The following is a 25,217-nucleotide window of genomic DNA, read 5'->3' as shown; positions in this document are numbered from 1 at the left end:
TCGGACCAAGACGCGATCACTCCCGTCACCTGACCCAAGGCGAAGGACCTTCTTGTCTATGGCGGATACCTGATCGTGGAGTGGTCGACACATAACCGAAACGGAGTAGTCCGATCATTCATCCCGTGATGTTGGAGACGGCGCTTACGTTATCAAGATTAGGGAGGCTAATCTAATATGGATACGCAGCTTTCTTATACAGAGACAGCATCGGCCCCAGGCTGGGAAAAGGGTCGAAATGGTGCAGAACTCTACGCCTGGGCGAATGCACGGGGCATCGCGATTTACCAGCGTTCAAAGACAGTATGGATTGCGGCAGGGAGCTATCGGGGCCGCAATTTTGAAGTCAAGGGACGTTCGCCAGCCATTGCGCTCGCATTGTGGGTGGAGGGCGCTCAATACACGGGTCAACGGTTTTACCTGGTGCACTGAGACGCCATTGCCACAAGGTGCGCCACCTCGCAGACGGTCGCGCCTCCCAGCGTAACCAACCCGTCCCCCGCTCGTTAGCCCTATGCTGGTTGATCCCAGCTCCAAACTCTGGCCCGCCTTTTCCCAGGCGGGCTCTTTTTACGGGATAGCGAGGAGCCACAATGAAGAAGAGCTATGAGAAGCCTTCAAAAATCATCGCCATTCCCCGTCGTCGACAGTCTTTTAGCTTTGGTCACGCGAACCAAGGCCCGGTGCCGCACGGGCGCGGGCTTTTTTGTGCCGGCGGACCCAAGGGAGCCGTTGGTCCGCACCAGGGCTGACGTCCCCCTTCCATGCAGGGTCGAAGACCGGGACCAGACCGAGCAGCATGGCGGCCTCTGATATGAACTTTGCCATCTGCGAATCCTCGACCTGGCACCCGGGAAGCGCGAATCTGATCTCCGCGACAATCGCATTGGTCGACACCACGGCGCCCCGCCGTCGCCGTACGAGGCTACCAAGAATATAGGATTGAAGAGGCGGGTCTACCGTCCCTGAAGGGTCAACAAAAGTGCCCATGACCGTCACTCCATGCCGCGCGCGTTACAATCCACTTCAGAATGTGGGGGTCGATTTCACCCAATTCGGTGAGTTCGAGCGCGAGAAGTCTGGCGTATTGGCGCCTATTTCTTCCCGAGATGCGTCTTTCCACGACGGATTTTCTGAAGGCGTTCCGTACAGCCTCGCAATCGAAGGCCGTCAACCTGTATTGATCTGCTGCCATTTCAGCCTCCGCTTAGCGGCGGGAGCACCTGAGTTGGCTTCCAAGCACCCGTATGCCTAGAATGGCGGGTGACGTACGCATTGTACGCTTTCGTACACTCACATGCGAGTCGTTTGCACTGAAACGACCTAGTATTCGTCCCAGTCGAACCTAACATCCTGATACTGTGCAGGAACGTTTTCATACGATCGGCATTCAAGGTCAGTTAGCCAAGGGAGGCTTTCATGACCCACTGCCGCGTCGACAGAGAGAGGTTGGAGCCGGCCGTTCAAAATTACTATCGAGGCAGAGCGCCAAGCTCGTAACGCCAAGACAGTGGAGATGCGCAACAGCGCCTATTCTTGGAAGCATTAGTTTTTCCACGCTGGAGGCATTGGATGGCGAGGGTAGCGTTGCTACGTGAATCGGTGAACTCCTCTAGCCGCCACCGTTGGCGGGAGCCGGGCCGCGCGGCGGTCGATGCCGGCTATGCAAGTGCGGCCAAATCAATCTCCGTAAGGTGCCAGCGGCCTAGATTTGCCGTGTAGAGTTTGTCGCCCTTGAAGGCGATGTTGGTGGGGTGAGCCAGGGTGGTCGCCGTTGGGTCCTCGATCAGCACTTCGAGACCTCGGTCTTTTCGCCAGCGATAGATCCGGCTTGGCTCGTAGCATGAGATGAACAGCGAGCCGTCAGACGCGAAGGCGACGCCATCTGGAACATTGTGCACGCCTTCGACGACGATCTGCCTAGCCCCCGCCACGCCGCCGGCGAGGATCGGCACATGGCTTATGCAGGACGCGTTGCTTTCCACCACATAAAGCCCGCTTCCCTCTGGCGCCATGGCCATGCCATTGGCGAACGACATGGCCTCCTGGCACCATAGACCGCCCTCGCCGGTCTTGAGATCGTAGCGGAAGATGCCCGAGCGATTGTCTTCGCCCACGCTGTCCGACACGTAGAGCCAGCCCCTTGCTTCATCGACGATCGGATAATTCGGCACGCGGATGCCGGACGAAGCGAAGCGCTCCATGCACGTTGTCGCGGCATCCCAGCGAAAGATCGCAGCATGCTTCAGGTCGCAAGCAAAACAGTTGCCCGCGCTGTCGAAGGCAATGCCAAGCAGAAAGCCGTCCGTACCGCCCATGCGCTCGACGGAGCCGCCATCGGCGGCCAGCCGCAAGAGATCGCCGGTTTCAGTGCCGCACCAGATCGATCCATCACGGTGGACCGCCACGCCCTCCGGGTGCGCGACGCGCGGGCTGGTGAAGATGCCGTCGAAGAAAACACGCGCGGCGGACATGTCGAGCAATGGCTTTGCCATGGATCAGTTCCTTGCGATGACCAATCTCTGTGCTGTGATGCAGCGCTCGACCATGGCGCGGTCGGCGGTGAGGATCTCGGCGATGAGCGCGCCGCGCTCCTTGGCGCTGACGAACTCCAGACGACGCAGACCGAGCGGGTCAATCCGGGTTCGCAAGACAGCGAGCGTGTCGTCGGAAGGCAGCGATATCTCCCGGCAATCGGCATCGAACGTCACCGCAAATCCTGTGGCATCGCGGATCTGCTCGCGCGTGACATCAGGCATGGTTTCGATGACGGTCAATTCCCTGGATGTGTGATCGAGCCGAAAGACGCAGAGATCGGTGAAAACCAGCGCCTTGCCGGTGCGATAGCCCATCGGCTCGCGCTCGGCCGGCGTCAACAGCCCGCGAGCCGAACTGACAATCTCGACCTCGTCTACCAATGACTGGACCGAATGGCGGGGAATGTAGAGCAGGTAGTCGCGATGCATGTTGGCGACATCGGCCATGCCACCCTGCCCGGGCAACCGGATCAGGCCACCGCTTGGTTTGCGTAGCGCGATGGTGTTGACGCGGCCGCGCCGGTCGACTTGCGCGGCACCGACGATCTCATGCGTCACCGCGCCCGCCTGGTAGTAGGTCGAGTAGGTGTCGTCGCCGCCGGCATGCGCCACCGCCGTCTCGCAATCGAGACTTTCGATCAGCGATAGGATCATCGGACTCGGCTGAATGTCGAGATGACCGCAACTCATCGTCGCGATGATCATGTCCGGCGCGTGCGTCGCCTTGGCCAGCCGGTAGGCGACATTGGCTAGCGGCGACACCGCGCCGGCACTGGCAAAGCTCTCATTATCGAGTTCGGCGGCGATGCGGGCGGCAATGATCTCGTCGACGGATGCGTTCTCTTTCTCAGGCGCGAGCGCGGGCATGGCGATGACCGTTTCAGCGCGGACTTTCGCAGCTTCTTGAACGGGAGCCGGTACGCCTTCGAACGGCAGGCCGAGATTGTGCGCCAGAGGCGTTTCCCTGACCGCGAATGCCTCCGATAATCTCTGATAGTCCGTGACATAGAATGGCAGGCAGGACGCCGGATAGGCGCCGCCCGGCGCCATTGCAATAGCCGAAACCTGATTGCGAGTGAGGATACTCTGGCGCCCGTACTGCCGCAGCGCCCCAACCGGGACAATTTCCTCGACCGTGACCAGCACCTGCCGCGCAGCACCCGCCATGGCGAAGTCCAGTGCACGCGGCCCGATGATCTGGACGTTGCCGCTCTCATCCGCGCGCTGAGCATGGACAACGAATGTATCGAGCCGAAGCGGCGGGATAGATCCGGTAGCGGTCCCTGAAATCGGATCGGGCCCGCCGCTCGCACCCGGCACGCGCGCCAGCATGTCGGATCCATCCGGCAGTTGGAACGGCATTGACGGCAGGTTCTGCTGCGCCGCTCGCAGGGCCTGGATCATGGCCAGTGCAGTCCAATCGCGAACCGGTAATGCACCGCTCTCGGCAGCGGCGCGGAACCGTGGCGGAAGGCCAAAAATGTCGAGGCTGGAGAAGCAGAGGTCTATTTCCGCTACCGCATTCGCTTCGAGCAGCAGTTCGAGCGGCAAGCCGCCGGCCCAGCAAACATAGCGCAAGCCCTTGATACCGGATCGGGCGATCGCGCGCAGCAATGCGATCGGTAGGCGGGCAAAATGGTGACCGCCGACGCCGAACGAGTCGCCTTGGCCGACCATCGCGCGCAGTCCCTCGACATCGGTGAAGTGTGGCCGGTTTGGCTTGACCAGAGACATTGCCGTACGATCTGTCACAGCGTGGACGCCTCGATGTGATAGCGGGTCACGAAAGGCTTTTCGGGCGAGAATTCCAGCGCCGTCGCAATGCCGGATTGCGCGATCGGATTGTCGGCCAGCGCGGTCGCCGGGCCAAGCCCGAAGGGCGAGCAGATCGGCTCGATGCCGATGGTGACATGACGCCCATTCCACGGTGCCGCCTTGCGGCCGCGATTGGAGTACCAGAGCAGAAGGCTTGGAAAATGCTCCTTTTGCCACAGGAGTTTTACCCTGTAGCCGTCCTCGTGGTTGGTGAGCGCGGCCGTACCGTCAAGGCCTTCGATCTGCAGCAGTTCCTCCGTGTCGGCAGCCAGAGGCAGCCGCGAGGCATCGACCACGCCGCCGGCGCGCGACGGCACGCTGGTCAGTTCGGCAAACGTCTTGTTCCTGGCAAAAAGTGCCGCGCCGGGTTCGACATCGTGCGGGTAGGTGCGGCCTTCGTCGAAGCCGCCGAGTTCCAGCGTGGCGGCGCCTGTCTCGAACGGCAGCCGGAACACCGGGTGCAGGCCGATCGGCAAGCGGCAGGCACGACGAACGACGATCTTGAATTCAATATCGATGGCCGGCGCCAACGGATCGGGTGTCACCGTCCGTTCGACGCGCTCGACCGAGCTTGCCTGGGGATAGGCGAGCACCAGCGACAATGACCCGCTCTTACTGTCGCGCCAGGTCCAGTCATGATTGGAGCTATGGCCATGGACTTCTTCGCCAGGCTCAGGCGGACCCATCGCGTGCGCCCAACTCTCGGGCCATCCCGCCGCAGGTACTGAATAGCCGAAGGGCACGCAGGGCCATTCGCCACGCAACCGGCGCAGAATGCCCGGCAGCGCTTCCGCCTCCGGCTCGTTCGCCCAGGGTGCGATATGCATCGGCGAGATCTGCCGGCCATCCGCCAGCAAGAACGTGACAGGCGCCAGCATCGCGCCGAGCCGCTGGACAGTCAGCGCACCATGCGCCCAGCCCAGCCCGCGATAGTCGTCGCCGGTGTTCACGACCCGGCCTTCTTCAGCCGCGCAGTGCTCCTGTCGGCGAATTCCTTGACACGTTGCTGGCCGATCTCGCCGCGGTAGAGGTCACCCAGTCTATCGCGCTCCATGGCGAGACCATCAGCCAGATTGCCGGACACAGCATGCGCGGTCAGCATCTTCAGGCCCTCGATCGCGGCGGCGGGCTCGGCAGCGATCATTTCGGCAAGTTCCAGCGCGCGCGGCAGCAGCCGATCGACATCGACGATCTCGTTGACCAGGCCGGTAGCGACGAATTCGGAGGCCGGCACAATGGCGCCGGTCATCAGCAAAAGGTTGGCGCGGTTGCGGCCGAGCTTGGCAACGCTGCGTTGGGTGCCGCCACCGCCGGGGATCAGCCCGAGCTTGATCTCGGGCAGGCCTAGTTTCGCGAACTGGTTGGCGATGACGATGTCGCAGCACAAGACCAGTTCCATGCCACCACCCAGCGCGAAGCCGTTGACCGCCGCGATCACCGGCTTGGGGTTGTTCTCGATCGCCGCGTACATGCGCGTGCCGGCAGCCTGGAAAGTATCGAACTCGGATGCTGTCTGGGCGGCATATTCCTTGATGTCGGCACCGGCCATGAAGCCGCGCCCTTCGCCGGTCACCACGATCGCGCCGACGCCCGAGTCGTCCGACAACGCCTCGAAGACCTCGGTGATCTCACTTTGCATCACCCGGTTCATGGCGTTGAGCTGGTCGGCGCGCCGGAAGGTGACGATCGCGACGCGGCTCGAAGTTTCGACCGTAAGTGTCTGATAGGCTCGCATCGTCAGGCCGCGTCCACTGTCATGTCGCCGGATGCTTCCAATGCTGCAATCTCGTCCTTGGACAGGCCGAACTCGGCCAGGATTTCGCGGCCATGCTGGCCGACCAGCGGCGCCGGCCGCTCGATGGTTGCGGGCGTCTCGCTCATCTTGACCGCGGGTGCCACCACCCGCACCTTGCCGCCGCGCGGATGATCATAGCTGGTGATCATCCCCATATGCTTGACCTGCGGGTCCTCCGCCGCGCGGCGGATATCCTTCACTTCGGCGCACCAGATGTCGACTGCCAGCAGCCGCGCCAACAGATCCTGCGTGGCGAACTTCTTGGTCTCGGCATTGACCTTGTCGAACACCTCGTCGCGCTTGTCGAACAGGGTTTTCAGGTCGTCATAGACGGCAAGCTGCGGCGCCTCGAGCACCTCGTAGAGCGTCTTGAACGGGCTCATGGCAATCGATATGTAGCCGCCGTCCCTCGTCTCGTAGATGCCGAACGGCGCCTGCATGCCGGGATGGCCGATGCCGGAATTCGGTCGCACGAAATCCTCGCCGAGGTTGAGCACGGCGACATATTCCTGGTTGAGATGCGCCAGCAGACCGGCCAGCAGGTTGACCTCGATCTTCTGGCCCTTGCCGGTCTTCTCGCGATAGTAGAGCGCCGACAGGATGCCATAGACCATGTTCATGGCGCCGATCTGGTCGGCGAGGCCGGCGCCGGCCGGAACCGGGGCCTGGTCGCCGCGACCGGTGTTGGCAATCAGCCCTGCAAGTCCCTGGATCAGCATGTCCTGGCCGGGGCGCTCGACATAAGGACCTTCCTCGCCATAGCCGGAGCCCGAGCAGTAGATGATGCGCGGATTGACAGCCTTGAAGTCCTCGTAGCCGTAGCCGAGCTTGGCCAGCACGCCGGGGCGGAAATTCTGCACCACCACGTCAGCGCTCTTGGCCATCTCCATGAGGATGGCGTGAACCTTGCGGCTCTTCAGGTTAAGCGCGATCGAACGTTTGTTGCGGTTCCAGGCGAGGAAATTCGGGCTCTCGGAGCCGCCCACCCATTTGGCAAAGAAGGTCATGCCGCGGAACATGTCGCCGGCGCCGGCGCGCTCGACCTTGATGACGTCGGCGCCCATGTCGCCGAGCAGCTGGGTGGCGAACGGCCCTTGCAGCAGATGGCTGAAATCGAGGATGCGGACGCCTTCGAGGGCCTTGTTCATTTCATGTCTCGTTTCGTGTTGTCAAAGCAGTTCGGGCACGTAGCGGGGTGCTGCGGTCAGCCCGCCGTCGACGCGCAGGTCGGTGCCGGTGGTGAAGCCAGCGGCGTCGGAGGCGAGATAGATTGCGGCTTCGGCCACTTCGGAAGGCTCGCCGATGCGGCCGAGCGGATGCATCTTGACCCAGGCCTTGGCGAGGTTGCCGCCGATCTCCTTGATCAGCCTGTCGTTCATCGGCGTGTTGATGGTGCCTGGCGAGATCGAATTGACCCGGATGTTCATCGGACCGAACTCGACCGCCATCTGACGCGTCATTGCCATCACCGCGCCCTTGGCGCCAGCATAGGCGGTCCAGCCGTCGAGGCCGATATGGCCCTGCGCCGAGGCCATGTTGATGATCGAGCCGGTTTTTTGCGCAATCATGTGCGGCAGCGCGTATTTGCAGCCGCGAAACACGCTGGTCAGGTTGACGGCGATCAGCCGGTGCCACTGCTCGTCGGTCATCTCGTGCACCGGCATGCCGCCAATGGCGATGGCGGCGTTGTTGACCAGCACGTCGAGGCGTCCGGTCTTTTTGACGGCGCTGTCGATAAGGCCGGATATGTCGGCCTCCTGCGACACGTCGCAATGCACATAGTCGGCACGGTAACCGGCCGCGCGCAGCGCCGCAGCGAACGCTTCCCCCGCCCTGTCGGCGATGTCGCCGAGGAAGACGTGCGCGCCCTCTCTTGCCATCGCCTCGGCGATCGCGTGGCCGATGCCGTCGGCGGCGCCGGTAATGACGGCGATTTTTCCTTCAAGACGAGCCATGTCAGCCTCCAATCGCACGCCGGCGCTTTGCTTCGTCGAAAGCGACCGCGGCAATGATGATCATGCCGGTGATGACCAGTTGCCATTCGGTCGGCAGCCCGAGCCCGCGCAGTCCGTTGGACAGGAACTGCAAGATCAGCACGCCGAGCGCCATGCCGCTCAGGCTGCCAATGCCGCCGGCGAGGCTGACACCGCCAAGCACCGTGGCGGCAACGACCTGGAACTCGAAATTCAGACCCGCCGTATGCTGCGCCGAGCCGACGCGGGCGGCCAGGATGATGCCGGCAACCGTCGCCAGCAGGGAGCTGATGATGAAGCAGATGAACTTGACGCGCCGCACATCGTAGCCCGCCAGCCGCGCCACTTCCGGATTGCCGCCGACGGCATAGATCTGCCGTCCGAACGGGCGATGCCGCATCATGTAGGCGAAGGCCGCGAGCAGCACGATCGCGATGACCGCCGAATACGGGATGATGTTGAACAAGCGGCCATCCGACAGCGCGATGAAGCTGTCGAGGGACGCATCGTCCGGGATCGCGCGCTGGCCGGTGTAGAGATAGACGCCGCCCCGCATGATGAACATGGTGCCCAGCGTCACGATCAGCGAATTGATGCCGGCATAGGCGGTGAGATAGCCGTTCACCGCACCGATGATCAGACCGAACAGCAGCGCGCCGCTGACACCGAGCAGCAGCGAGTTGGTGTCGTTCATGATGATGATCAGCGGCAGGGCAATGGTCGCGAGCAGCGATCCGATCGAGATGTCGACCTCGCCGGAAATGAAGACGATGGCGCAGCCAATGCCGGCGGTGAGCGCCAGTGAGGCCTGCCCGAGCACATTGGTCATGTTGCGCATGGAGAAGAAATTCTCCGCCGTGACGGAAAAGAACACGATCACCAGGATGAGGCAGACGAGCAGCGCCAGTTCCTGGCGGGCGAAGAGCCGCGCCAGCAGGGATGGCGGGGCTTTCACGGAAGCGGTGCTTGCAAGGCTCATCGCTTGCTCCCTTCGAAGAGGTGGGCCGGATCGCAGGAAACGATGTCACGAAGCGTCATGGTCTTAGCCGATCGCCGCATTGAGGATTTTCTCCTGGGTGGCCTCTTCGCGCGACATGATCGCGGTCAAACGGCCTTCGCACATCACCGCGACCCGGTCGGAAAGACCGAGCAACTCTGGCATCTCGGACGTCATCATAACGACCGCCAGGCCCTCGCCGGCGAGCCGGTCGATCAGCGCGAATATTTCCGACTTGGCGCCAACATCGATGCCGCGGGTCGGTTCGTCGACGACGATCACCTTCAGGCCGCGCATCAGCCAGCGCGAGATCAGCACCTTCTGCTGATTGCCGCCGGACAGGTTCTTCACCTGCTGGAACAGGCTGGGGGTCTTGATGCGGAAGCGGTCGACATAATCCTGCACCGCTCGGTGTTCTTTCGCCTTGTCGATGAAACCCATGCGGGCGAAGGCGCCGAGCGAGGCAAGGCTGGCATTCTGGTAGACAGGCAGCTCGCCCATCAGCCCTTCACTCTTGCGGTCCTCGGTAAGCAGGCCGATGCCAAGCTTGACGCCGGTACGCGTGTCGTGCGGCACGAGGCGGCTACCGTCGACGACAATCATGCCGGAGGTGATCGGGTCGTAACCGACGATTGCCTTGGCAAGCTCGGTTCGGCCCGCACCCATCAATCCGAAGAAGCCGAGAACCTCGCCGGCGCGTGCCTCGAAGGACACGTCGTTGAGCTTCCTCGCCGTGCTGAGCTTTTCCACGAACAGGGCGACCTTGCTGCCCGGCTCACCGCGCTTGCGGGGAAACAGATTGTCGATGCGCCGACCGATCATGTCGTGGATCAGCGTGTCGTTGGTGTGCTCGCCGATCGGCTTGGTCGAGATGTGGCGCCCGTCGCGCAGCACCGTCACCATATCGGCGATCTCGAAGACCTCGTCCAGCTTGTGGCTGACATAGACCACCGCGATGCCGAGCGCGGCCAGTCGGCGGATGACGGTGAACAGCAGCGAAACCTCGTTAGGCGTTAGCGAGGACGTCGGCTCGTCCATCACCACTACGTGGGCTTCGTGGGCGAGCGCACGGGCGATCTCGACCATCTGCTGCTGGCTGACCGGCAGCGACCCCGTCCGCGCCGCCGGATCGACGTTGAAGCCGATGCGGTCGAAAAGTGCTGCTGAATCGGCGCGGATCTTCTTCCAGTCGATCGAGCCGCCTTTGCCGGTCGGATAGCCTTCAAGGAAGATGTTCTCGGCGACGGTGAATTCGGAGATCAGCGCGATCTCCTGGAACACGACCTTGATACCCTCCTTCAGGCTGTCGCGCGGCGACTTGATGTCGACCTCGCGGCCACGCATGCGGATGGTGCCGGCATCCTTGCCGTAGACGCCGGCCATGATCTTGATCAGCGTCGACTTGCCGGCGCCGTTCTCGCCCATCAAGGCGTGGATCTTGCCTGGCTCCAGGGTGAAGTCGACATTGTCCAGCGCCACGACGCCCGGAAAGCGCTTGTCGATGCCGCGCAGTTCCAGCGCCGGCACGTTCGTGTCGATGGCCGCGCCTTCGCCAGGGTGGAGGAAATCAACGGACATTGGCTCTGTTCCGGATGATGTCGAGATAGGTTGCCAGGATGATGACGACGCCAGGGACCACCATCTGCAGGTCCTGGTTCCAACCGAGAATGATGATACCGTTGTCGATCACCTTAAGCACCAGCACGCCGAGCAATGTGCCGAACAGCGAGCCCCGACCGCCGAGCAGGCTGGTGCCGCCGAGAATGACGGCGGCGATCACCGTCAGTTCGAAGCCGCGCCCGGCGGTCGGTTGGCCGGCATTCATCAGCGACGACAGGATCATGCCGGCGACGCCTACACACAGGCCAGTGACGATGAAGGCAAACAGCTTGAGGCGTTCCGAACGCACGCCGGACAGCCTCACCGCCTTTTCGTTGGCGCCGACCGCATAGAGGTAGCGGCCAAGCGTGGTGAAGCGCAGCGTCACATAGGCGACCGCGAAAATCAGTGCTGCCAGGATGACGGGCACCGGCACCGCGCCGACATAGCCGGCGCCGAGATCGGTGAAGCTGGTCAGTTGGTTGTGGTTCTGCACCGCTTCGCGTGTGAACAGATAGACGCCGCCCTGCAGCATCATCATCGTGCCGATGGTGGCGATCAGCGAGTTCACCCTCAGCCTGGTGACGACCAGCCCGTTGAACAGGCCAACCCCTCCGGCAAAGGCAAGTGCCGCCAGCATGCCGAGCGCGAGGCTGTGCGTCGAATTGAGCACGGCCATGCCGATGCAACCGACAAAGGCGAGCGACGCGCCGACCGACAGATCGACCTCGGCGGTGATGATGAGCATCGTCATGCCCGAGGCAACGATCAACACCAGCGCGCATTGGCGCAGGATGGCGATGATGTTGGCCTCCGAATAAAACTGTGGCGCCGCGATCGAGATGGCGATGCACAGCACCGCCAGGATGACGCCCAGCACGAGCTGGCTGCTGCCCAGAAGCTGGCCGCCGATAAAACGCCTGGGCGCGGAAGCGTGTGTAAGCTCGCTCATATCAGTCCATTCCCGAGCCGTTTTGCATCAGGCGCCGGAACCCGTCGCCTTGTCCATGCCGCCAGCGGCACCTGACTGCCCGCCCTTCCCGCGACGCGGGAAGGGCAATGTCGACCAGCCTTACTTCTTCAGGTCGGCCGAAGTCTTCATGCACTTTGCCGGTGGCTGCAGTGCGTTGACGGCATCCCATTTGATGGTGCGGGTAGTGCCGTCGTAATCGTAGAACTTCTTCCAGTCCTCGCCGTTCATCGGTGCGGTCGGGCTGACGATGTGCTCAGGCACTTCCTCGTTGTTGAAGAGTTTCACCGCGGCATCGATGGCGGTGAAACCTTCCTTCTCGGGGAACATCGCGGCTTCGATCCTGTAGGACGGCTCGTTCTGCATCGCGTTGATGAAGGCAAGCCCCTCACCACCGGTGCCGACCGTCAACAGGCCATCCTGCGATTTGCCGGCCGCTTTCCAGGCCTGCAGGCCGCCGAGCGACGATGAATCGTTGATGCCGTAGATGATGTTGATGTCGGCGTTCTTTGCCAGTGCCGCCGACGACACTTCGAGCGCGCGGTCCGGATTGCCGCCGCCGTCAAGGTCGTGGACCATGACCGCGTCAGGGATGATCGTCTTCAGTCCGTCCATGAAGCCGTGCGAGCGCAATACCGTGGCGGAAAGCAGCGGCAGCCCGACATTCATCACCTTGGCAACGCCGCCCAGCTTTTCCTTGGCATATTTGCCGGCCTCGACGCCGGAGAAATAGCCGGTGTCATAGTCGCAGATGGCAACCATGGTCGTCATGCCCTTGACCGGGTTGCCTTCAAGCACCACCGGGATGTTGGCAGCTTTGGCTTGACGCAGCAGCGGCACCACACCTTCTTCATTCACGGGGGTGATAATCAGCACATCAACGCCCTTGGCGATGAAGTCTTCGGCCGCGGCGACCTGCTTGGATATGTCGAGATTGGCGTCCTGCACCTCGACCTCGATGCCGAGTTCCTTGCCGTGAGCCTTCATGCCCTTGATGACATTCTGGTACCACTCATGGGTGGCGTAGTTGGTGACGTAGCCGATCTTCTTCGGCATGTTTTGCGCTTGGGCGGAGGCGGAGGCGGCGGCGAAGGCGACGGCTGCCGCCGAGGCAAACAGCATTGTTTTAGACCAGTTCATACTCTTCTCCCAATTTTCATCAGTACGGTTCAGTCTTAGAACGGTAGGCCCGCCGTCCCGGGTTGCAGTCAAAGTCAGGTCGCGGCGTCACCCGCACCGAGAGCTGCGGAAACCTTGTTGGCGGCAGCCATGGTGCGTTCAAACACTGTCTCGCGGTCGAAGCGGGCGGCCTTCTGCGGCAAGAAGGGAACCGTCAGTGCCGCGATCACGGCGCCGGTGTGGTCTCGAACCGGCATAGAAATGTTGATGCAGCCATCGACGGCCAGAGAGGAGCGCATCTCGAAGCCACGATCCAACGCCTCTGCGAGCCGCACCTCGATTTCGGCACGCGACCCCTGCCCTTCACCGGCAGCGACGATGCGCTCGACGATGGCATCGCGATCAGCCGGGCTCTGGTGTGCCAGGAGCACGGCGCCCGAACTCGTCTCCATGATGGGGAAATGCGAGCCCAGCGCCACCGAATAGCGCATCGGCAAGGGCGAATCGATCTGCAGGACGACCAGGACATTCTGGCCCTCCCGCACCACCAGATGGCAGCTTTGATCCGCATTGGCCGCAAGCTCCCGCATGACCGGCAATGCGCACTCCACCAGCCGGTTAACGGGAGGATGCATATGGGCCAGTTCGAAGAGCTTGAGCGACAGACGGAAACGGTCGCCGCGCGTGCGCAAGATGAAGCCGCGCTTTTCCAGCAAAAGAAGGATGCGGTAAATTTCGTGGATGGAGCGGTCAAGGCCGTTGGCAATTTCGGTCTGGGTCAGCGCCTCGCCCTGCGCGGCCATGAATTCCAGGATATCGAGTGCCTTCTCGGCTGCCGGCGCGCGATATTCGCCGCGCCCGTTTTCGCCGTCATCAAATGCCTTGGTGACAGCGGCCATCACGCGACGCTCCGTACCGATTTGGTCGAGGGCCGCGTCTCGCGGTAACGCCGGTTTATCCAGGCAGCCAGTTCGGTGATCGACAGTTCGCCGGCGATGGCAGCCCCGACACGCGGCGCGGTCTCGCGGAAAAATGTTATGAAGCCGGCATGGGTGGGGCGCAGATAAGACGACTGTATCGTCTTCAGCGTATCGGCAAAGAAGTCACCCGAGGTGGCATTGACCGCCTTGTCCTGCCAGGCCGATAGCGAGCCGGGCTGCCCGCCGGCGCTGACATACTGGCCACGCTGGTTGTCTGGCGAGCAGAGAAACAAGGCATAGTCGATCGCCGCCTGCACGTTGCCCGACTGGGCGCTGACACCGATGCCCGCGCCACCAAGCAGCGCGCCGGCCGAACCCGGTGTCGGCGCGTCGGCGAAGCGCAGCTTCGGTGTTTCGCTGTGTGACGCATAGTTCACATAGCCGAAAGCGAACGGGACATAGACGACGTCGTCATTGGCAATCATGTGGTCGTAGCAGCGGATGGGGTTCCACTGCCGTGAGCCCGGATGCGACAGGTCCGACAGCTCGCGCAGCTGGCCGATGGCTCGTTCGACCTTGTCGCGGCTGATGAAATCGTCGGCCTCTTCCTGCGGATCGCCAAGCGTCAGCAGCAGGCACATGGCATCCGTCGGGACCAGAGGCAGGCCGAGCCATTTTCCATCCTTGCGGGTACGGCGGCCGAGATCGACAACATCGCCATGAGAGCGCGGGGCATCGCCATAGGCGGCCATCAAATCCGGCCGAAAAGACGCCACCTGACAGGCGGCATCGATCGGGAGTGCCCATTGGCGCCCCTCCCTGGCGTAGGATTGCCACGACTTGCCAACCGTATCCCGTTCGAAGACCTGGCGCTGCTCGCCGGTCAGATGCTCATCGAAAGGAACCATGAGCCGGCCACTGGCGATCTCGCCAATGAACGGGTGATCGAAGACGACGAGATCATACTGGCCGAGAACCCGGTCGATCGCCCCTTCGCCAAATTCGTAGAGGCTGCGGCGATCCCATTCGATCTCGAGACCGGGATGGTTTGCGCAATAGGGTCCGACGCTGGCGTCAAGCGGACCCCAACAACGCCTATGATCCCACGCCAATCCGCGCAGCTTCGTCATGCTCTTCAAATCCTCCCGGCGGCCGGACAACAGCCAGCCTTGCCGTCGACATAGCACTAATTTTCATTGGTGCAAACTATTTTCACTTACACAAACTGCGCAAATGACCTCCCAGCGATCCAAAGCAGCGCTTCAAGCCAGATCGAAACGTTCCACGGCGCGCATGATGCCACGAAGCTCGGCGAGGCCTTTCAGCCGGCCGATCAGCGAATAGCCAGGATTGATCCTGGTCTTGCCGATGTCGTCGGCGAGCAGATGGCCATGGTCTGGTCGCATCGGAATGCGCCAATCGGCGCGGCCTTCCCTGCGACGGCGCGTCTCTTCCTGCATCAGAGCCAGGATGACATGCGCCATGTCGGTGCCGCCCTCGAGATGCTCGGCCTCATAGAACGAGCCGTCATCCTCGATGGTGATGTTGCGCAGATGAGCGAAATGGATGCGGTCGGCAAATTCCTTGACCATGGCGACGATGTCGTTGTCGGCGCGTGTCCCGTAGGAGCCAGTGCAGAATGTCAGGCCATTGGCGGGGCTATCGACGGCGTTGAGGATGAACCGCGCATCCTCGGCGGTCGAAACGATGCGTGGCAGGCCATAGAGCGAGAAGGGCGGGTCGTCGGGATGGATGCACATGCGCACCCCTTCCTCTTCGGCCACCGGAATGATCTCGCGCAGGAACCAGGCAAGGTTGTCGCGCAACTCCCTTGGTCCGATCGCATCGTATTCCGCCAGGGCCGCGCGAAAACTTTCCCTGTTGTAGCTGCGCTCGGTCGCCGGCAGGCCGGCGATCAGGTTGCGCTCGATCCTGTCGATCGCCTCGCTGCTCAACTCCTTCAGCCGCGCTTCCGCCTCAGCGATGCGGGCGGCGGTGTAGCTGGCCCCGGCATTGCTGCGCTTCAGCACGAACAGGTCGTAGGCCGCGAAATCGATCGCATCGAAACGCAGCGCATAACCCGTCGTCGGCAGCCGATAGGCCAGATCGGTGCGCGTCCAGTCGACCACGGGCATGAAATTGTAACAGATCGTCGCAATGCCGGCCTTGGCGAGCGCGCGGATGCTGTCACGGTAGAAGCCGGCATAGCGCTCGCGTTCCGGTGCGCCGATCTTGAAGGAGTTATGGACCGGGATGCTCTCGACAACCGACCATGTCAGGCCAGCGGCCTCGATGATCCGCTTGCGCTCCAGGATGCTCTCGAGCGGCCAGGCGCGCCCGTCATAGATATCGTGCAAGGCCGTCACCACGCCTGTCGCACCTGCCTGCCTGACATGCTCAAGCGTCACCGGATCACCCGGCCCATACCAGCGCCAACACTGTTCCATGAAGCCTCCTAAACGTCAGGAGGCAACCTTATTTGTTGGACCACAGACCTGTCAACAAGCAAAAATTGGGTTTCCGTCGGGCCAGTCCAACTTTTTTGAGCGCTTTCGGTTGATTTCTTATCTGCTCGGCCCTAGTCTTGGTCCAACAAATATCCAGGAGGCAATCACTTGGAGCAGGCTGATCACGACCCGGCGGGAGCGGCAGAAGATGCTGGACCCAACAGTTCGGCCGTCGACCAGACCGTGCGACAGATTCTCGACCTTATTCGCAATCGCGCCATGTCCGTCGGCGACGTCCTGCCTACAGAAAGGGAGCTCTGCGAACTGTTTGGCACCAGCCGCAATACGATACGCGAAGCGCTGCGCACCATCCGCACCTATGGCCTGATCGACCCCAAGCCGCGTGTCGGCGCGGTGCTGGCCGATCGCCAGAATGTCGCGATCCAGAACTTCTTTGCCGCGCAGATGGACATCTCGAGGACGTCCTTCAACGATATCCAGGGGTTTCGCCGCATCATCGAAGTGAGCATCGGCGACCACATCATTCTCAATGCCAGCGCCGCCGAACTCGACGCCCTGGACGAGGTCAACGGCCTTATCGAAACCAGCAAGGATGTCCAGGAGGCAGCGCAGCGCGATTTCGATTTCCACATGGCGCTGATGAAGCTCGCCGGCAACCGCATGCTGGTGCAGACTTATCAATTCCTGTCGCCCGTTATCCAGCACATCATGACCGTCGGGAAATCCATCCGGCCGGTGCTGAGCGAAACGCGCCACGCCCATGGCGAGATCATCGCGGCTTTGCGGGCGCGCGACCGCATCGCCTACAGCTACCTGATGAGCCGGCATCTCGATTTCGGCCTGCGCTTCGTCCCCGACGACCTCGAAAACGCCCGCACTTCGCCGGCGCTACCGGACCCGACATCTTCCAAGGATTTGCATCATGTCTGACTTTGAGAACAAGGTTGCGCTGATCACCGGCACGACCGGCATCGCGCTCGCCACCGCAAGGCGCCTGGCGCAAGGCGGCGCCGCGATTGTCGCCTGCGGCATCGACCGGGCGGCCAATGCCGCCATGCAGGAAAGCCTGGTCAAAGCCGGAGCAAAAGCGCTGGTGCAGACAGTGGATGTCTCCGGCTCCGATCAGGTGCGCACCGCAGTTGAGGCCGGCGTTGCGACGTTCGGCGGCATCGATATCATCGTCAATTCCGCGGCTATCCATCCATACGGGACCGCGACGACGACCGACTGGGAAACCTGGAACCGGGCGATGACGGTCAATATCGGCTCGATCTATCTGACCGCGCATTTCGGCATCCCGGAAATGATCAAGCGAGGCGGCGGCGCCATCGTCAATGTCGCCTCGGTGCAGGGTTTCGCCTGCCAGCAAAACGTCGCCGCCTATGCCACGACCAAAGGCGCCATCCACACGCTGACGCGCTCGCTGGCGCTCGACTACGCGGCGGCCGGCATCCGGGTCAATTCGGTCAGTCCGGGCTCGATCCGCACGCCGATCCTCGAGAAGGCAGCGCGCGGCGACAATGGCAGCGACGCCGATGTCGATGAGGCCTACAGGCGTTTCGGCGCGGCCCATCCGCTTGGCCGCATCGGCGAACCCGAGGAAGTGGCGGAGCTCATTGCTTTCCTGTGCTCGTCGAAAGCCGGCTTCTGCACCGGCGCCGACTACAAGATCGATGGCGGCCTGACCGCCGGCATTGGCGTGAAATAGATCATGAAGATCGGTCTTGGCCTTTACCGGGAGTCGCTGACACCAGGCAATTTCCGTTTCGCCCGTCAGGCTGGCGCCACCCACATCGTTGCCCACCTCACCAACTATTTTCGCGGTCGCGACCCATCGCTGTCGGCCGGCAGCGAAACGGAAGGCTGGGGCGACTGCTCCACCGATGAACTCTGGAGCTACGAGGACTTCGCTGGCCTGGTGAAGACCGTGCGCGACAATGGACTGGAGATCGCGGCGATCGAGAATTTTTCACCCCGCTTCTGGTCCGACGTGCTGCTCGGCGGGCCCGATCGCCCGGCGCAAATAGAAGGGTTGAAGCGCCTTGTTCGCGATGCCGGGCGCGCCGGCATTCCATGTATCGGCTACAACTTCTCGATTGCCGGTGTCTGGGGCTGGTCGCGTGGCCCGTTCGCGCGCGGTGAGGCCATGTCGGTAGGACTGGACCTTGCCGCCATTGATCCAGATCTGCCCGTTCCCGACGGCGTTGTCTGGAACATGCGCTACCGCGCCGGCCGGCCGAATGCCGAGCCGGTGAAGGTCAGCACCGATGAGCTTTGGCAGCGGCTCGGTGTCTTCCTGCGCGAGATCGTACCGGTGGCCGAAGAGGCCGGCGTCGTGATGGCGGCGCACCCCGACGATCCGCCGGCCGAGGCGCTGCGCGGTGCTGCGCGGCTCGTCAACCGGCCGGAAAAATACGACCGGCTGATGGATATGGTCGACTCGCCGTCCAATGGACTGGAACTCTGTCTCGGTTCGCTGCAGGAAATGCCTGATACCGATGACATTTACGAGCACGTCCGGCGCTTCGCCCGACGCCAGCGCATCGGCTACATCCACTTCCGCAACGTGCGCGGCAAGGTGCCGAACTACCACGAGACCTTCGTCGATGACGGCGATATCGACATGGCCGAGATCGTCCGCATCCTTCGCGATGAAAACTACGACGGCGTGATCATCCCCGATCATACGCCGGAAATGTCCTGCGATGCACCGTGGCACGCCGGAAAGGCTTTTGCCCTGGGCTATATGCGTGCGCTGGTTCAGAACGCCGCAGCGCTGGGACCTTCCCGCACCGCCAATTCCACGAGCACCCAAAGGCAAGGCTCATGACAAGATCGACGCGCCTCTATGCCGACGACGCTGAAATGTATCGTTTATTCGAAAAAGAGCTCTTCGTCGCGGTGGTCGGAGACGTAATGGATACGCTGGGGCTGCAGCATCAGTTCCTTCCGCCCGTGTTCAAGCCGGTCGACGAGAAGACGCGCTTGCTCGGTCGGGCCATGCCGGTGCTCGAATCCGACATTTTTCTGTCCAACGAACCGACCCGCAATCCGCTGATGACCAAACCGTTCGGGCTGATGTTCGAAGCGCTGGATGATCTGAAGCCCGGCGAAATCTACGTCGCCAGTGGCGCTTCGCCGCGCTACGCGCTGTGGGGCGAGCTTATGTCGACCCGCGCTAAGATCCTCGGCGCGCGTGGCGCGCTGGTCGACGGCTTTGCTCGCGACACGGACGGCATCAAGGCGCTGGAATTCCCGTGCTTCTGCACCGGTTACTATGCACAAGACCAGGGCGTGCGCGGCAAGGTCATAGACTATCGCTGCGCACTCGAGATCGGTGGTGTGCGGATCGAGCCGGGCACGCTCCTGTTCGGTGACAAGGAAGGGGTCCTCGTTATTCCACGGCAAGTGGAAGAAGACGTTGTCCGGCTGGCCCTCGAAAAGGTACGTGGCGAAAGGCTCGTCGCCAACGCGATCCGCGAGGGCATGAGCGCGGTGGAAGCCTACAGGACCTTCGGCGTTATGTGACACGTCGGTTGATCGACCTGCGCAAGACGGTCGACGCCGTTTGCCGAAGCAAACATACTATACTGGTGGGTCTTGATGTGACCGATCGTATCCCGTTGACCAAACTGGATCTCGCGACCCTTGCCAGACGGTCTCCAAAATTCGGTGGCTTCCTGACGTGTTGAGAATGTGGGCGCCATGTGCACAGGCATTCAGGCGATGCATGGTGCGGAGACCGTCATCAATCCAATAGGAGAGCTACTTCCTGATGCCGGAGTGAGCGGCCGTCGCCATCGAAAAGGTGCAGATCCTGCGGGTGCGCTGACAGCCTCACCGCGCTTCCGCGGGTGACTGCGGCATTGCCAGGCAGCTTGGTCACCAGCGGCAGATCGGCGCGGCCGATGTCGATATAGACAAGCTGGACCTCGCCGAGTTGCTCGACATAGTCCACTGTCCCCTCGAACAGAAAATCAGGCCCGGTGACGACGAACAGGTCTTCCGGTCGCACGCCGAAGCTGACCTCAGTTCCCTTGGAGGACGCTGGCGTCGCCAGGGGCACGGTCACCTTGTTTGCGCCTATATGGCTGATCGCCGTTGTCGCACCGGCGGTCTCTATCCTGGCCGGCACGATGTTCATGGCCGGTGAGCCGATGAATTGGGCAACGAACAGATTGCCGGGCCTTTTGTAGAGATCCATCGGCGTGCCGACCTGTTCGACGTGACCGTCCTTCAGCACCACGATACGGTCGGCCAAGGTCATCGCCTCGACCTGGTCGTGGGTGACGTAGATCATCGTCGTGTTGGGCATCGATTCCTTGAGCTTGGCGATCTCGATGCGGGTGGCGACGCGCAACGCCGCGTCGAGATTCGACAGCGGCTCGTCGAAGAGGAAGACCTTGGGATTGCGCACGATGGCGCGGCCGATGGCGACGCGCTGGCGCTGGCCGCCCGACATCGCCTTGGGCAGACGATCGAGATATTTGGTCAGTTGCAGGATTTCAGCCGCTTGCTTCACCCGCTGGTCGATCTCGGCCTTGCCGACCTTGGCGATCCGCATGCCGAAGGCCATGTTCTCGTAGACCGTCATGTGCGGATAGAGTGCGTAGGACTGGAACACCATGGCGATGCCCCTCTTCGACGGCGGCACGTCGTTGACTATCTCGCCATCGATGCACAGGTCACCGGAGGTGATTTCCTCCAGCCCGGCGATCGACCGCAGCAAGGTCGACTTGCCGCAACCCGAAGGCCCGACGAAAACTATGAACTCACCAGATTTTATGTCGAGGTTGACGCCATGGAGAATGTCGACACTGCCGTAGGACTTCCTGATCTGCCTGAGTGTCAGATCGGCCATTGTGCTCTCCTCGATTGCATGACGGTGGGCAAGGTGCTCGGCATAATGCCTACTTCTTGCGGTGGCTTGGCTTCAGCCCAGCCAGCAGATTGGTGATCTTGTCCGCCCTCCGGTTGCGGATTTCGACGTCGTTCTTGCGGCGGACTGCGCTGCGGACGAGCTTGGCGCCGAGGTAACGGAACGGCTCGGGCGGCAATGACATCCGGCGTTGGATGCCAACCAGGCCGCTGGCGCTCCAGCGATCCTTGCGCTCCAGCACCAGACTGGCCAGGATTCGCCCGCCAATCGGCGTCTGCGCGATGCCGGTTCCGTTGAAGCCCATGCCATAGAAGATGTTGGGATGGCCACGCAGGTGATCGAAGACCGGGACTTGCTCGGGCACGCAGTCGATGGGGCCTGCCCAGTCATACTCGACCGGCACATCACGCAGCGCCGGATAGACCCGACGCAGCTCCCGCACATTGTCGCGGCCATGCTCCGGGCTGCGGTTGAAGCTGGCGCCGAAGTTCCCGCTGAAGGCCACGTTGCCGCTTCCCCGGCCGAACACGACCCTGCCCTTGCGGGTACGCTGATAGTACAGAACCTGGCTCTGGGAATCGCAGATCGAGGTACCGTCGCGCCAACCGATCATGTCGAGCAATTCCGGCACCGCGGCAGTAGCGATCACCTGGCTGTCGACGACGTAGAGATGGCGGCGCAGCTCCGGCAGCGCCGAGAGCCATGCATTGGCTGCGAGCACGACCTTCTCGGCCTGCACCATGCCCCGCGCCGTGCGCACCTTGCATGTCCTGCCTGGCTCGATGTCGAGAACCGGGCTGCGCTCATGGATGATCACGCCGCACGCCAATGCCAGGTTGCGCAATCCGATCGCCAGTTTGGCCGGATGGACCGTACCGGCATTGGTCTCGACGACACCGGCATAGGATGCGGATGAACCGGTGCGGCGTTCGATGTCCTCGGCCGTCAGCGGCTTGAAACGGTTCTCTCCCACCGCCGCCGTCATGGCAACGGCGTGCTCCCACGCGCCTTCCTGGGCAATCGAGCTCGCTGTCCACAGCCATCCGTCCAGCCGCAGATCCATGTCGATCGTGCCGTTTTGCTGCAGCGCCTTCAACTCCGCAATCGACGCCACCGTGTCGGCACAGAGTTGTCGCGCCTCTTCGAGGCCGACGACCGTGCTGATCTGGTCGAGCTCGGCGAACCACGAGTGGACCTGACCACCATTGCGCCCCGAGGCGCCTGAACCACAAAGGTCCGCTTCAAGGACAACGACCCGCGTTTCGGGAGCAAGCTCACGGATACGCAGCGCCGTCCACAGGCCGGTGTAGCCGCCGCCGACGATCACCACATCGGCGCGCTCATTGCCCTGCAATGGATCAGTCACCGCGCCGGCGCCGATATCCTGCAGCCAGAACGACCGGTCGGACGGAAGCGCTGCTGCCGGCTGTCGCAGACGAAGTGTCGTCACGGTCAGGCTCCCTGCGCGTCGGTGATGAAGCTGGCGTATTTGGCCGGCAGCCATTCTGGTATGGGACGGGGCTTCTGGGGAAATCCGCCGAGATGCGTACAGGTCTGCGCCGCCGCTACTGAAGCTGTGTGCAGCGCTTCGGCTGGCCCCCGGCCTTCGAAGCGGAGCGCGGTCAGGAATGTCGCGATGAAACTGTCGCCGGCACCGCATGTGTCGACCACGTCGACCAGTGTGGCCGGCGCATGCACGACACCCTTGCCGTCATCGAAATAGGAGCCGCGGCGTCCGCAAGTGACGACAACCTGCCGGGCGCCGGCGGCCCTGAGTGCGGTGAGCAACGGCTCGACCGGCTTATCGACCTCGTCAGGCCCTGAGGCAAACAGCAGTGGCACACCGTCGAGCGGCAGCGCCAGATGCGTCGTCGATACGTCGATGCTGAACGGCACATGGTCTGCCACCAATCGTCTGAGAAGGTCCTTGTTGGCGTTGGTGCCGAGATGCACCCAGTCAGCTCCGGCGATAACTGCATAATGCTCCGGCGCCGGCATGTAGTTTTCACCGACCCCGAAAGATTCGTGCAGGAACTTTCGCTCACCGGATTCATCACGGAGCAAGGTGACGGCGGTGTCGCCGGGGCGCCGTTCGACATCGTCCGGCGACAGGCCGACACCTGCCAGTTCGGCAAGCACCACGTCACCCTCGGGGTCCTCGCCGACGGCGCCGAAATAGCGTGCCGTCCAGCCGTTGCGCCGCCACTGCGCTGCAACATTCAGCGCATTGCCACCGACGGTGAGCAGGCCGCTGGTGAGATAGGTGTCGAGGCAATTGTCCCCAACGGCGACGAGCTTTGGCTGCGTCATGCCGGCACCCGGAAGGTCAGAAGGCAAATGTCGGCTCCGATCAGCTGATGGAAAGCAAGCTGCGGCATGAAGGGGTCCTTTCAGGGAATTGCTACTTGCCGATGCCTTCGGACAGGCCACGAATGAAGTAGCGCTGCGCGGCAAAGAACACGATGACGATGGGCAGGGCAGAGATCGTCATGGCGGCGAAGACCACAGCATAGTTGGTCCCGTGCGTTGCCATGATGGACGTCAGGCCAACGGGCAACGTCTGCACGTCGCTGCCGCTGGTGAAGATCATGGCGAACAGATATTCGTTCCAGGCAAACAGAACGTGCAGGATGACGCACGAGATGATGATCGGCCGGCACAGCGGCAGGGTGATGCGCCAGAAGATCTGGCCTTCGCTGGCGCCGTCCATCGTCGCCGCCTCATCGATATCGCCGGGCAGATCCAGCATGTAGGCGCGGATCAGAAAGGTGGTGAACGGCACACGGAAAGCCGTGTAGAGAATGATCAGCGCCCAGTAGGTGTTGTAGAGGCCGAGCGCCTGCAGCATCTTCACCAGCGGAATGATCGCCACGGTGGGACTGAGCATCAATCCGCCCAGCACGATGGCGATAACCAACGGCTTTGCCGGCATCCTGGTCCGGGTCAAGCCGAAGGCGGTCCAGGCGCTGATCAGCACCGTGCATAGGGCCGAGGCGACGGTCACAAGGACAGAGACTGTGACATAGCCGCGAACCCCCTGGTTCCAAGCCTGGACATAGTTGTTCCACGACCAATGGGCAGGCAGGGCGAAGGGGTCGCCGAAGATCTGCGCATTGTCCTTGAAGCCGCTGAGCGCCATCCAGATCAGTGGATAGATGACGACGACGCCGAGGCAGACGAGGAAGGAATATAGGAACGTCCTGGCGATGACCGACCAAACATTCACGCGCCGAGCCCGCCCAACTGCAGCCGCCGCGCTCATAGCTGCACCCGGCGACGTTTCGTGTACCAGAGCTGGGCTGCACCGGTGAGCATGGTCAATACGAAGATGACGGCGGCAATCGCGGCGCCATAGCCGAAATTGTCCTCGATGAAGGCCTTCTGGTAGAGCCACGTGCCCAGGACCTGGCTGCTGTTGTTAGGCCCGCCCGCGGTCATGACCATGACCTCGTTGAACACCTGGAACGCGCCGGTGATGGTGACGATGATCATCAGCCCAGTCATTTCCCGCGTCAGCGGAAAGGTGATGCTCCACAGGCGGCGGAGCGGACCGGCGCCGTCCATCGTGGCGGCGTCGTAGAGGTCGCGCGGGATTTTCTGAATGGCGATGGCAAACAGCAGCGTCGAGTAGCCAAAACCCTGCCATTGGCTCATGGCAATGATGGCGTAGATGGCCGTGTGCTCGTTGCCGAGCCAGGGCAGGACGAGCTGGCTGAGACCAACGCGACTGAGCGCCGCATCCAGCAAGCCGATCTGCGGCTGGTAGATGAAATAGAACAGCAGGCCGGTCACTGTAATCGAGATGGCGGAGGGCACGAAGTACACGGCGCGCCATAAGCGGCGCCAGCGTTCGCTCTTCAGGTCTTCGATGATCGCCGCCAGCAGAAACGCGCCGAAGACCTGAAAGACGACGGAGATGATGGCGTAGAGGCAGTTGTTCCAGAGCGCGAGTAGCACGACCGGGTCATGCAGAAGCCGGTCGTAATTGGCGAGGCCGACATTGGTGACCTCGCCGGTATAGATATCCTGGTCGGTGGTGCTGACGATGAAGTTGTCGACGATCGGATAGTAGACGAACCAGCCGATGAGGATCAGCGCGATCGCGGCCCATCGGAACGACAACAGATTGCCGAAGCGGGTCTGTA

24 protein-coding genes are annotated in these 25,217 nt (G+C 62.3%); 6 read left to right on the top strand and 18 right to left on the bottom strand.

The features are described 5' to 3' along the window. The first annotated feature begins 177 nt into the window (after positions 1-177). Both EJ076_RS12535 and EJ076_RS35185 read left to right on the top strand, forming a co-directional pair. Positions 178-432, top strand: coding sequence for a hypothetical protein (locus tag EJ076_RS12535; protein WP_126068045.1), 255 nt, complete (start codon positions 178-180; stop codon positions 430-432). Between the two features lie 161 nt (positions 433-593). Next, positions 594-752, top strand: a complete 159-nt coding sequence (locus EJ076_RS35185; protein ID WP_164548615.1) for a hypothetical protein — start codon at positions 594-596, stop codon at positions 750-752. 909 nt (positions 753-1,661) lie between these two features. Here the strand turns inward: EJ076_RS35185 and EJ076_RS12530 are convergent. The 13 genes from EJ076_RS12530 to uxuA all read right to left on the bottom strand — a co-directional run bounded on the left by EJ076_RS12530 (position 1,662) and on the right by uxuA (position 16,172). Beyond that, a complete protein-coding gene (locus EJ076_RS12530; protein WP_126068044.1) occupies positions 1,662-2,495 on the bottom strand; it encodes an SMP-30/gluconolactonase/LRE family protein in 834 nt (277 codons plus the stop codon). Positions 2,496-2,498: 3 nt separating this feature from the next. Continuing rightward, complete coding sequence (locus EJ076_RS12525) at positions 2,499-4,271, bottom strand: CoA-transferase (protein WP_126068043.1); 1,773 nt, start codon at positions 4,269-4,271, stop codon at positions 2,499-2,501. Positions 4,272-4,285: 14 nt separating this feature from the next. After that, on the bottom strand, positions 4,286-5,302 hold the full coding sequence (locus tag EJ076_RS12520; protein WP_126068042.1) for a hypothetical protein: 1,017 nt from the start codon (positions 5,300-5,302) through the stop codon (positions 4,286-4,288). Next, positions 5,299-6,087, bottom strand: coding sequence for an enoyl-CoA hydratase/isomerase family protein (locus tag EJ076_RS12515; RefSeq protein WP_126068041.1), 789 nt, complete (start codon positions 6,085-6,087; stop codon positions 5,299-5,301). The genes EJ076_RS12520 and EJ076_RS12515 overlap by 4 nt, the downstream gene beginning before the upstream one ends. Positions 6,088-6,089: 2 nt before the next feature. Beyond that, positions 6,090-7,295: a CaiB/BaiF CoA-transferase family protein gene (locus tag EJ076_RS12510; protein ID WP_126068040.1), complete on the bottom strand. Its 1,206-nt coding sequence runs from the start codon at positions 7,293-7,295 to the stop codon at positions 6,090-6,092. Positions 7,296-7,316: 21 nt separating this feature from the next. Then, complete coding sequence (locus EJ076_RS12505) at positions 7,317-8,102, bottom strand: SDR family oxidoreductase (RefSeq protein ID WP_109672127.1); 786 nt, start codon at positions 8,100-8,102, stop codon at positions 7,317-7,319. 1 nt (position 8,103) lies between these two features. After that, positions 8,104-9,099: an ABC transporter permease gene (locus EJ076_RS12500; RefSeq protein ID WP_109672125.1), complete on the bottom strand. Its 996-nt coding sequence runs from the start codon at positions 9,097-9,099 to the stop codon at positions 8,104-8,106. A gap of 63 nt (positions 9,100-9,162) precedes the next feature. Beyond that, entirely contained in the window at positions 9,163-10,695 is a 1,533-nt protein-coding gene (locus tag EJ076_RS12495; RefSeq protein WP_126068039.1) for a sugar ABC transporter ATP-binding protein, read from the bottom strand. Continuing rightward, entirely contained in the window at positions 10,685-11,668 is a 984-nt protein-coding gene (locus tag EJ076_RS12490) for an ABC transporter permease (protein WP_109672121.1), read from the bottom strand. The genes EJ076_RS12495 and EJ076_RS12490 overlap by 11 nt, the downstream gene beginning before the upstream one ends. 120 nt (positions 11,669-11,788) lie before the next feature. Beyond that, positions 11,789-12,826, bottom strand: a complete 1,038-nt coding sequence (locus EJ076_RS12485) for a sugar ABC transporter substrate-binding protein (protein ID WP_126068038.1) — start codon at positions 12,824-12,826, stop codon at positions 11,789-11,791. Positions 12,827-12,900: 74 nt separating this feature from the next. Then, positions 12,901-13,704, bottom strand: coding sequence for an IclR family transcriptional regulator (locus tag EJ076_RS12480; protein ID WP_126068037.1), 804 nt, complete (start codon positions 13,702-13,704; stop codon positions 12,901-12,903). Next, entirely contained in the window at positions 13,704-14,855 is a 1,152-nt protein-coding gene (locus EJ076_RS12475; protein ID WP_126068036.1) for an extracellular solute-binding protein, read from the bottom strand. The genes EJ076_RS12480 and EJ076_RS12475 overlap by 1 nt, the downstream gene beginning before the upstream one ends. Before the next feature lie 132 nt (positions 14,856-14,987). Then, on the bottom strand, positions 14,988-16,172 hold the full coding sequence (gene uxuA, locus EJ076_RS12470; protein WP_126068035.1) for a mannonate dehydratase: 1,185 nt from the start codon (positions 16,170-16,172) through the stop codon (positions 14,988-14,990). Positions 16,173-16,340: 168 nt separating this feature from the next. On the opposite strand from uxuA, the gene EJ076_RS12465 reads away from it, so the two are divergent. Genes EJ076_RS12465 through EJ076_RS12450 form a run of 4 tightly spaced genes read left to right on the top strand, consistent with a single transcriptional unit; the run spans position 16,341 to position 19,721 of the window. Next, positions 16,341-17,123, top strand: a complete 783-nt coding sequence (locus EJ076_RS12465; protein WP_126068034.1) for a FadR/GntR family transcriptional regulator — start codon at positions 16,341-16,343, stop codon at positions 17,121-17,123. Then, on the top strand, positions 17,116-17,901 hold the full coding sequence (locus EJ076_RS12460) for an SDR family oxidoreductase (protein ID WP_109672110.1): 786 nt from the start codon (positions 17,116-17,118) through the stop codon (positions 17,899-17,901). Before EJ076_RS12465 ends, EJ076_RS12460 begins: the two co-directional genes overlap by 8 nt. Positions 17,902-17,904: 3 nt before the next feature. Then, positions 17,905-19,023, top strand: a complete 1,119-nt coding sequence (locus EJ076_RS12455) for a mannonate dehydratase (protein ID WP_126068033.1) — start codon at positions 17,905-17,907, stop codon at positions 19,021-19,023. Beyond that, positions 19,020-19,721 carry an RraA family protein gene (locus EJ076_RS12450; protein ID WP_126068032.1) on the top strand — a complete coding sequence of 234 codons (702 nt, stop codon included), beginning with the start codon at positions 19,020-19,022 and terminating at the stop codon, positions 19,719-19,721. Before EJ076_RS12455 ends, EJ076_RS12450 begins: the two co-directional genes overlap by 4 nt. Positions 19,722-19,941: 220 nt before the next feature. On the opposite strand, the gene ugpC is transcribed toward EJ076_RS12450, so the two are convergent. The 5 genes from ugpC to EJ076_RS12425 form a co-directional block, all read right to left on the bottom strand. Continuing rightward, on the bottom strand, positions 19,942-21,054 hold the full coding sequence (ugpC, locus tag EJ076_RS12445) for a sn-glycerol-3-phosphate ABC transporter ATP-binding protein UgpC (protein WP_109672102.1): 1,113 nt from the start codon (positions 21,052-21,054) through the stop codon (positions 19,942-19,944). A 49-nt stretch (positions 21,055-21,103) separates the two neighbouring features. Further along, complete coding sequence (locus EJ076_RS12440; protein WP_126068031.1) at positions 21,104-22,522, bottom strand: FAD-binding oxidoreductase; 1,419 nt, start codon at positions 22,520-22,522, stop codon at positions 21,104-21,106. Positions 22,523-22,524: 2 nt separating this feature from the next. After that, entirely contained in the window at positions 22,525-23,382 is an 858-nt protein-coding gene (locus EJ076_RS12435; protein WP_126068030.1) for a PfkB family carbohydrate kinase, read from the bottom strand. 91 nt (positions 23,383-23,473) lie between these two features. Further along, entirely contained in the window at positions 23,474-24,298 is an 825-nt protein-coding gene (locus EJ076_RS12430; protein WP_245463031.1) for a carbohydrate ABC transporter permease, read from the bottom strand. A gap of 32 nt (positions 24,299-24,330) precedes the next feature. Next, positions 24,331-25,194 (bottom strand): sugar ABC transporter permease, encoded by an 864-nt coding sequence (locus EJ076_RS12425; RefSeq protein ID WP_245463030.1) that lies wholly within the window; start codon positions 25,192-25,194, stop codon positions 24,331-24,333. Positions 25,195-25,217 lie beyond the last annotated feature (23 nt).

Origin of the sequence: Mesorhizobium sp. M7D.F.Ca.US.005.01.1.1 (assembly GCF_003952545.1) — a bacterium.
Lineage (GTDB): Bacteria > Pseudomonadota > Alphaproteobacteria > Rhizobiales > Rhizobiaceae > Mesorhizobium > Mesorhizobium loti.
Note: the sequence above shows the minus strand (reverse complement) of the source record. Positions and strands in the feature narration are given on the sequence as shown.

Excerpts from the sequence above, each read along its gene's own strand:
- EJ076_RS12480 (WP_126068037.1), bottom strand. The coding sequence starts at position 13,704 with ATGGCCGCTGTCACCAAGGCATTTGATGACGGCGAAAACGGGCGCGGC.
- EJ076_RS12450 (WP_126068032.1), top strand. The coding sequence starts at position 19,020 with ATGACAAGATCGACGCGCCTCTATGCCGACGACGCTGAAATGTATCGT.
- EJ076_RS12530 (WP_126068044.1), bottom strand. The coding sequence starts at position 2,495 with ATGGCAAAGCCATTGCTCGACATGTCCGCCGCGCGTGTTTTCTTCGAC.
- EJ076_RS12505 (WP_109672127.1), bottom strand. The coding sequence starts at position 8,102 with ATGGCTCGTCTTGAAGGAAAAATCGCCGTCATTACCGGCGCCGCCGAC.
- EJ076_RS12475 (WP_126068036.1), bottom strand. The coding sequence starts at position 14,855 with ATGACGAAGCTGCGCGGATTGGCGTGGGATCATAGGCGTTGTTGGGGT.
- EJ076_RS12515 (WP_126068041.1), bottom strand. The coding sequence starts at position 6,087 with ATGCGAGCCTATCAGACACTTACGGTCGAAACTTCGAGCCGCGTCGCG.
- EJ076_RS12490 (WP_109672121.1), bottom strand. The coding sequence starts at position 11,668 with ATGAGCGAGCTTACACACGCTTCCGCGCCCAGGCGTTTTATCGGCGGC.
- EJ076_RS12535 (WP_126068045.1), top strand. The coding sequence starts at position 178 with ATGGATACGCAGCTTTCTTATACAGAGACAGCATCGGCCCCAGGCTGG.
- ugpC (WP_109672102.1), bottom strand. The coding sequence starts at position 21,054 with ATGGCCGATCTGACACTCAGGCAGATCAGGAAGTCCTACGGCAGTGTC.
- EJ076_RS12485 (WP_126068038.1), bottom strand. The coding sequence starts at position 12,826 with ATGAACTGGTCTAAAACAATGCTGTTTGCCTCGGCGGCAGCCGTCGCC.
- EJ076_RS12510 (WP_126068040.1), bottom strand. The coding sequence starts at position 7,295 with ATGAACAAGGCCCTCGAAGGCGTCCGCATCCTCGATTTCAGCCATCTG.
- EJ076_RS12455 (WP_126068033.1), top strand. The coding sequence starts at position 17,905 with ATGAAGATCGGTCTTGGCCTTTACCGGGAGTCGCTGACACCAGGCAAT.
- EJ076_RS35185 (WP_164548615.1), top strand. The coding sequence starts at position 594 with ATGAAGAAGAGCTATGAGAAGCCTTCAAAAATCATCGCCATTCCCCGT.
- EJ076_RS12525 (WP_126068043.1), bottom strand. The coding sequence starts at position 4,271 with ATGTCTCTGGTCAAGCCAAACCGGCCACACTTCACCGATGTCGAGGGA.
- EJ076_RS12500 (WP_109672125.1), bottom strand. The coding sequence starts at position 9,099 with ATGAGCCTTGCAAGCACCGCTTCCGTGAAAGCCCCGCCATCCCTGCTG.
- EJ076_RS12460 (WP_109672110.1), top strand. The coding sequence starts at position 17,116 with ATGTCTGACTTTGAGAACAAGGTTGCGCTGATCACCGGCACGACCGGC.
- EJ076_RS12495 (WP_126068039.1), bottom strand. The coding sequence starts at position 10,695 with ATGTCCGTTGATTTCCTCCACCCTGGCGAAGGCGCGGCCATCGACACG.
- EJ076_RS12435 (WP_126068030.1), bottom strand. The coding sequence starts at position 23,382 with ATGACGCAGCCAAAGCTCGTCGCCGTTGGGGACAATTGCCTCGACACC.
- uxuA (WP_126068035.1), bottom strand. The coding sequence starts at position 16,172 with ATGGAACAGTGTTGGCGCTGGTATGGGCCGGGTGATCCGGTGACGCTT.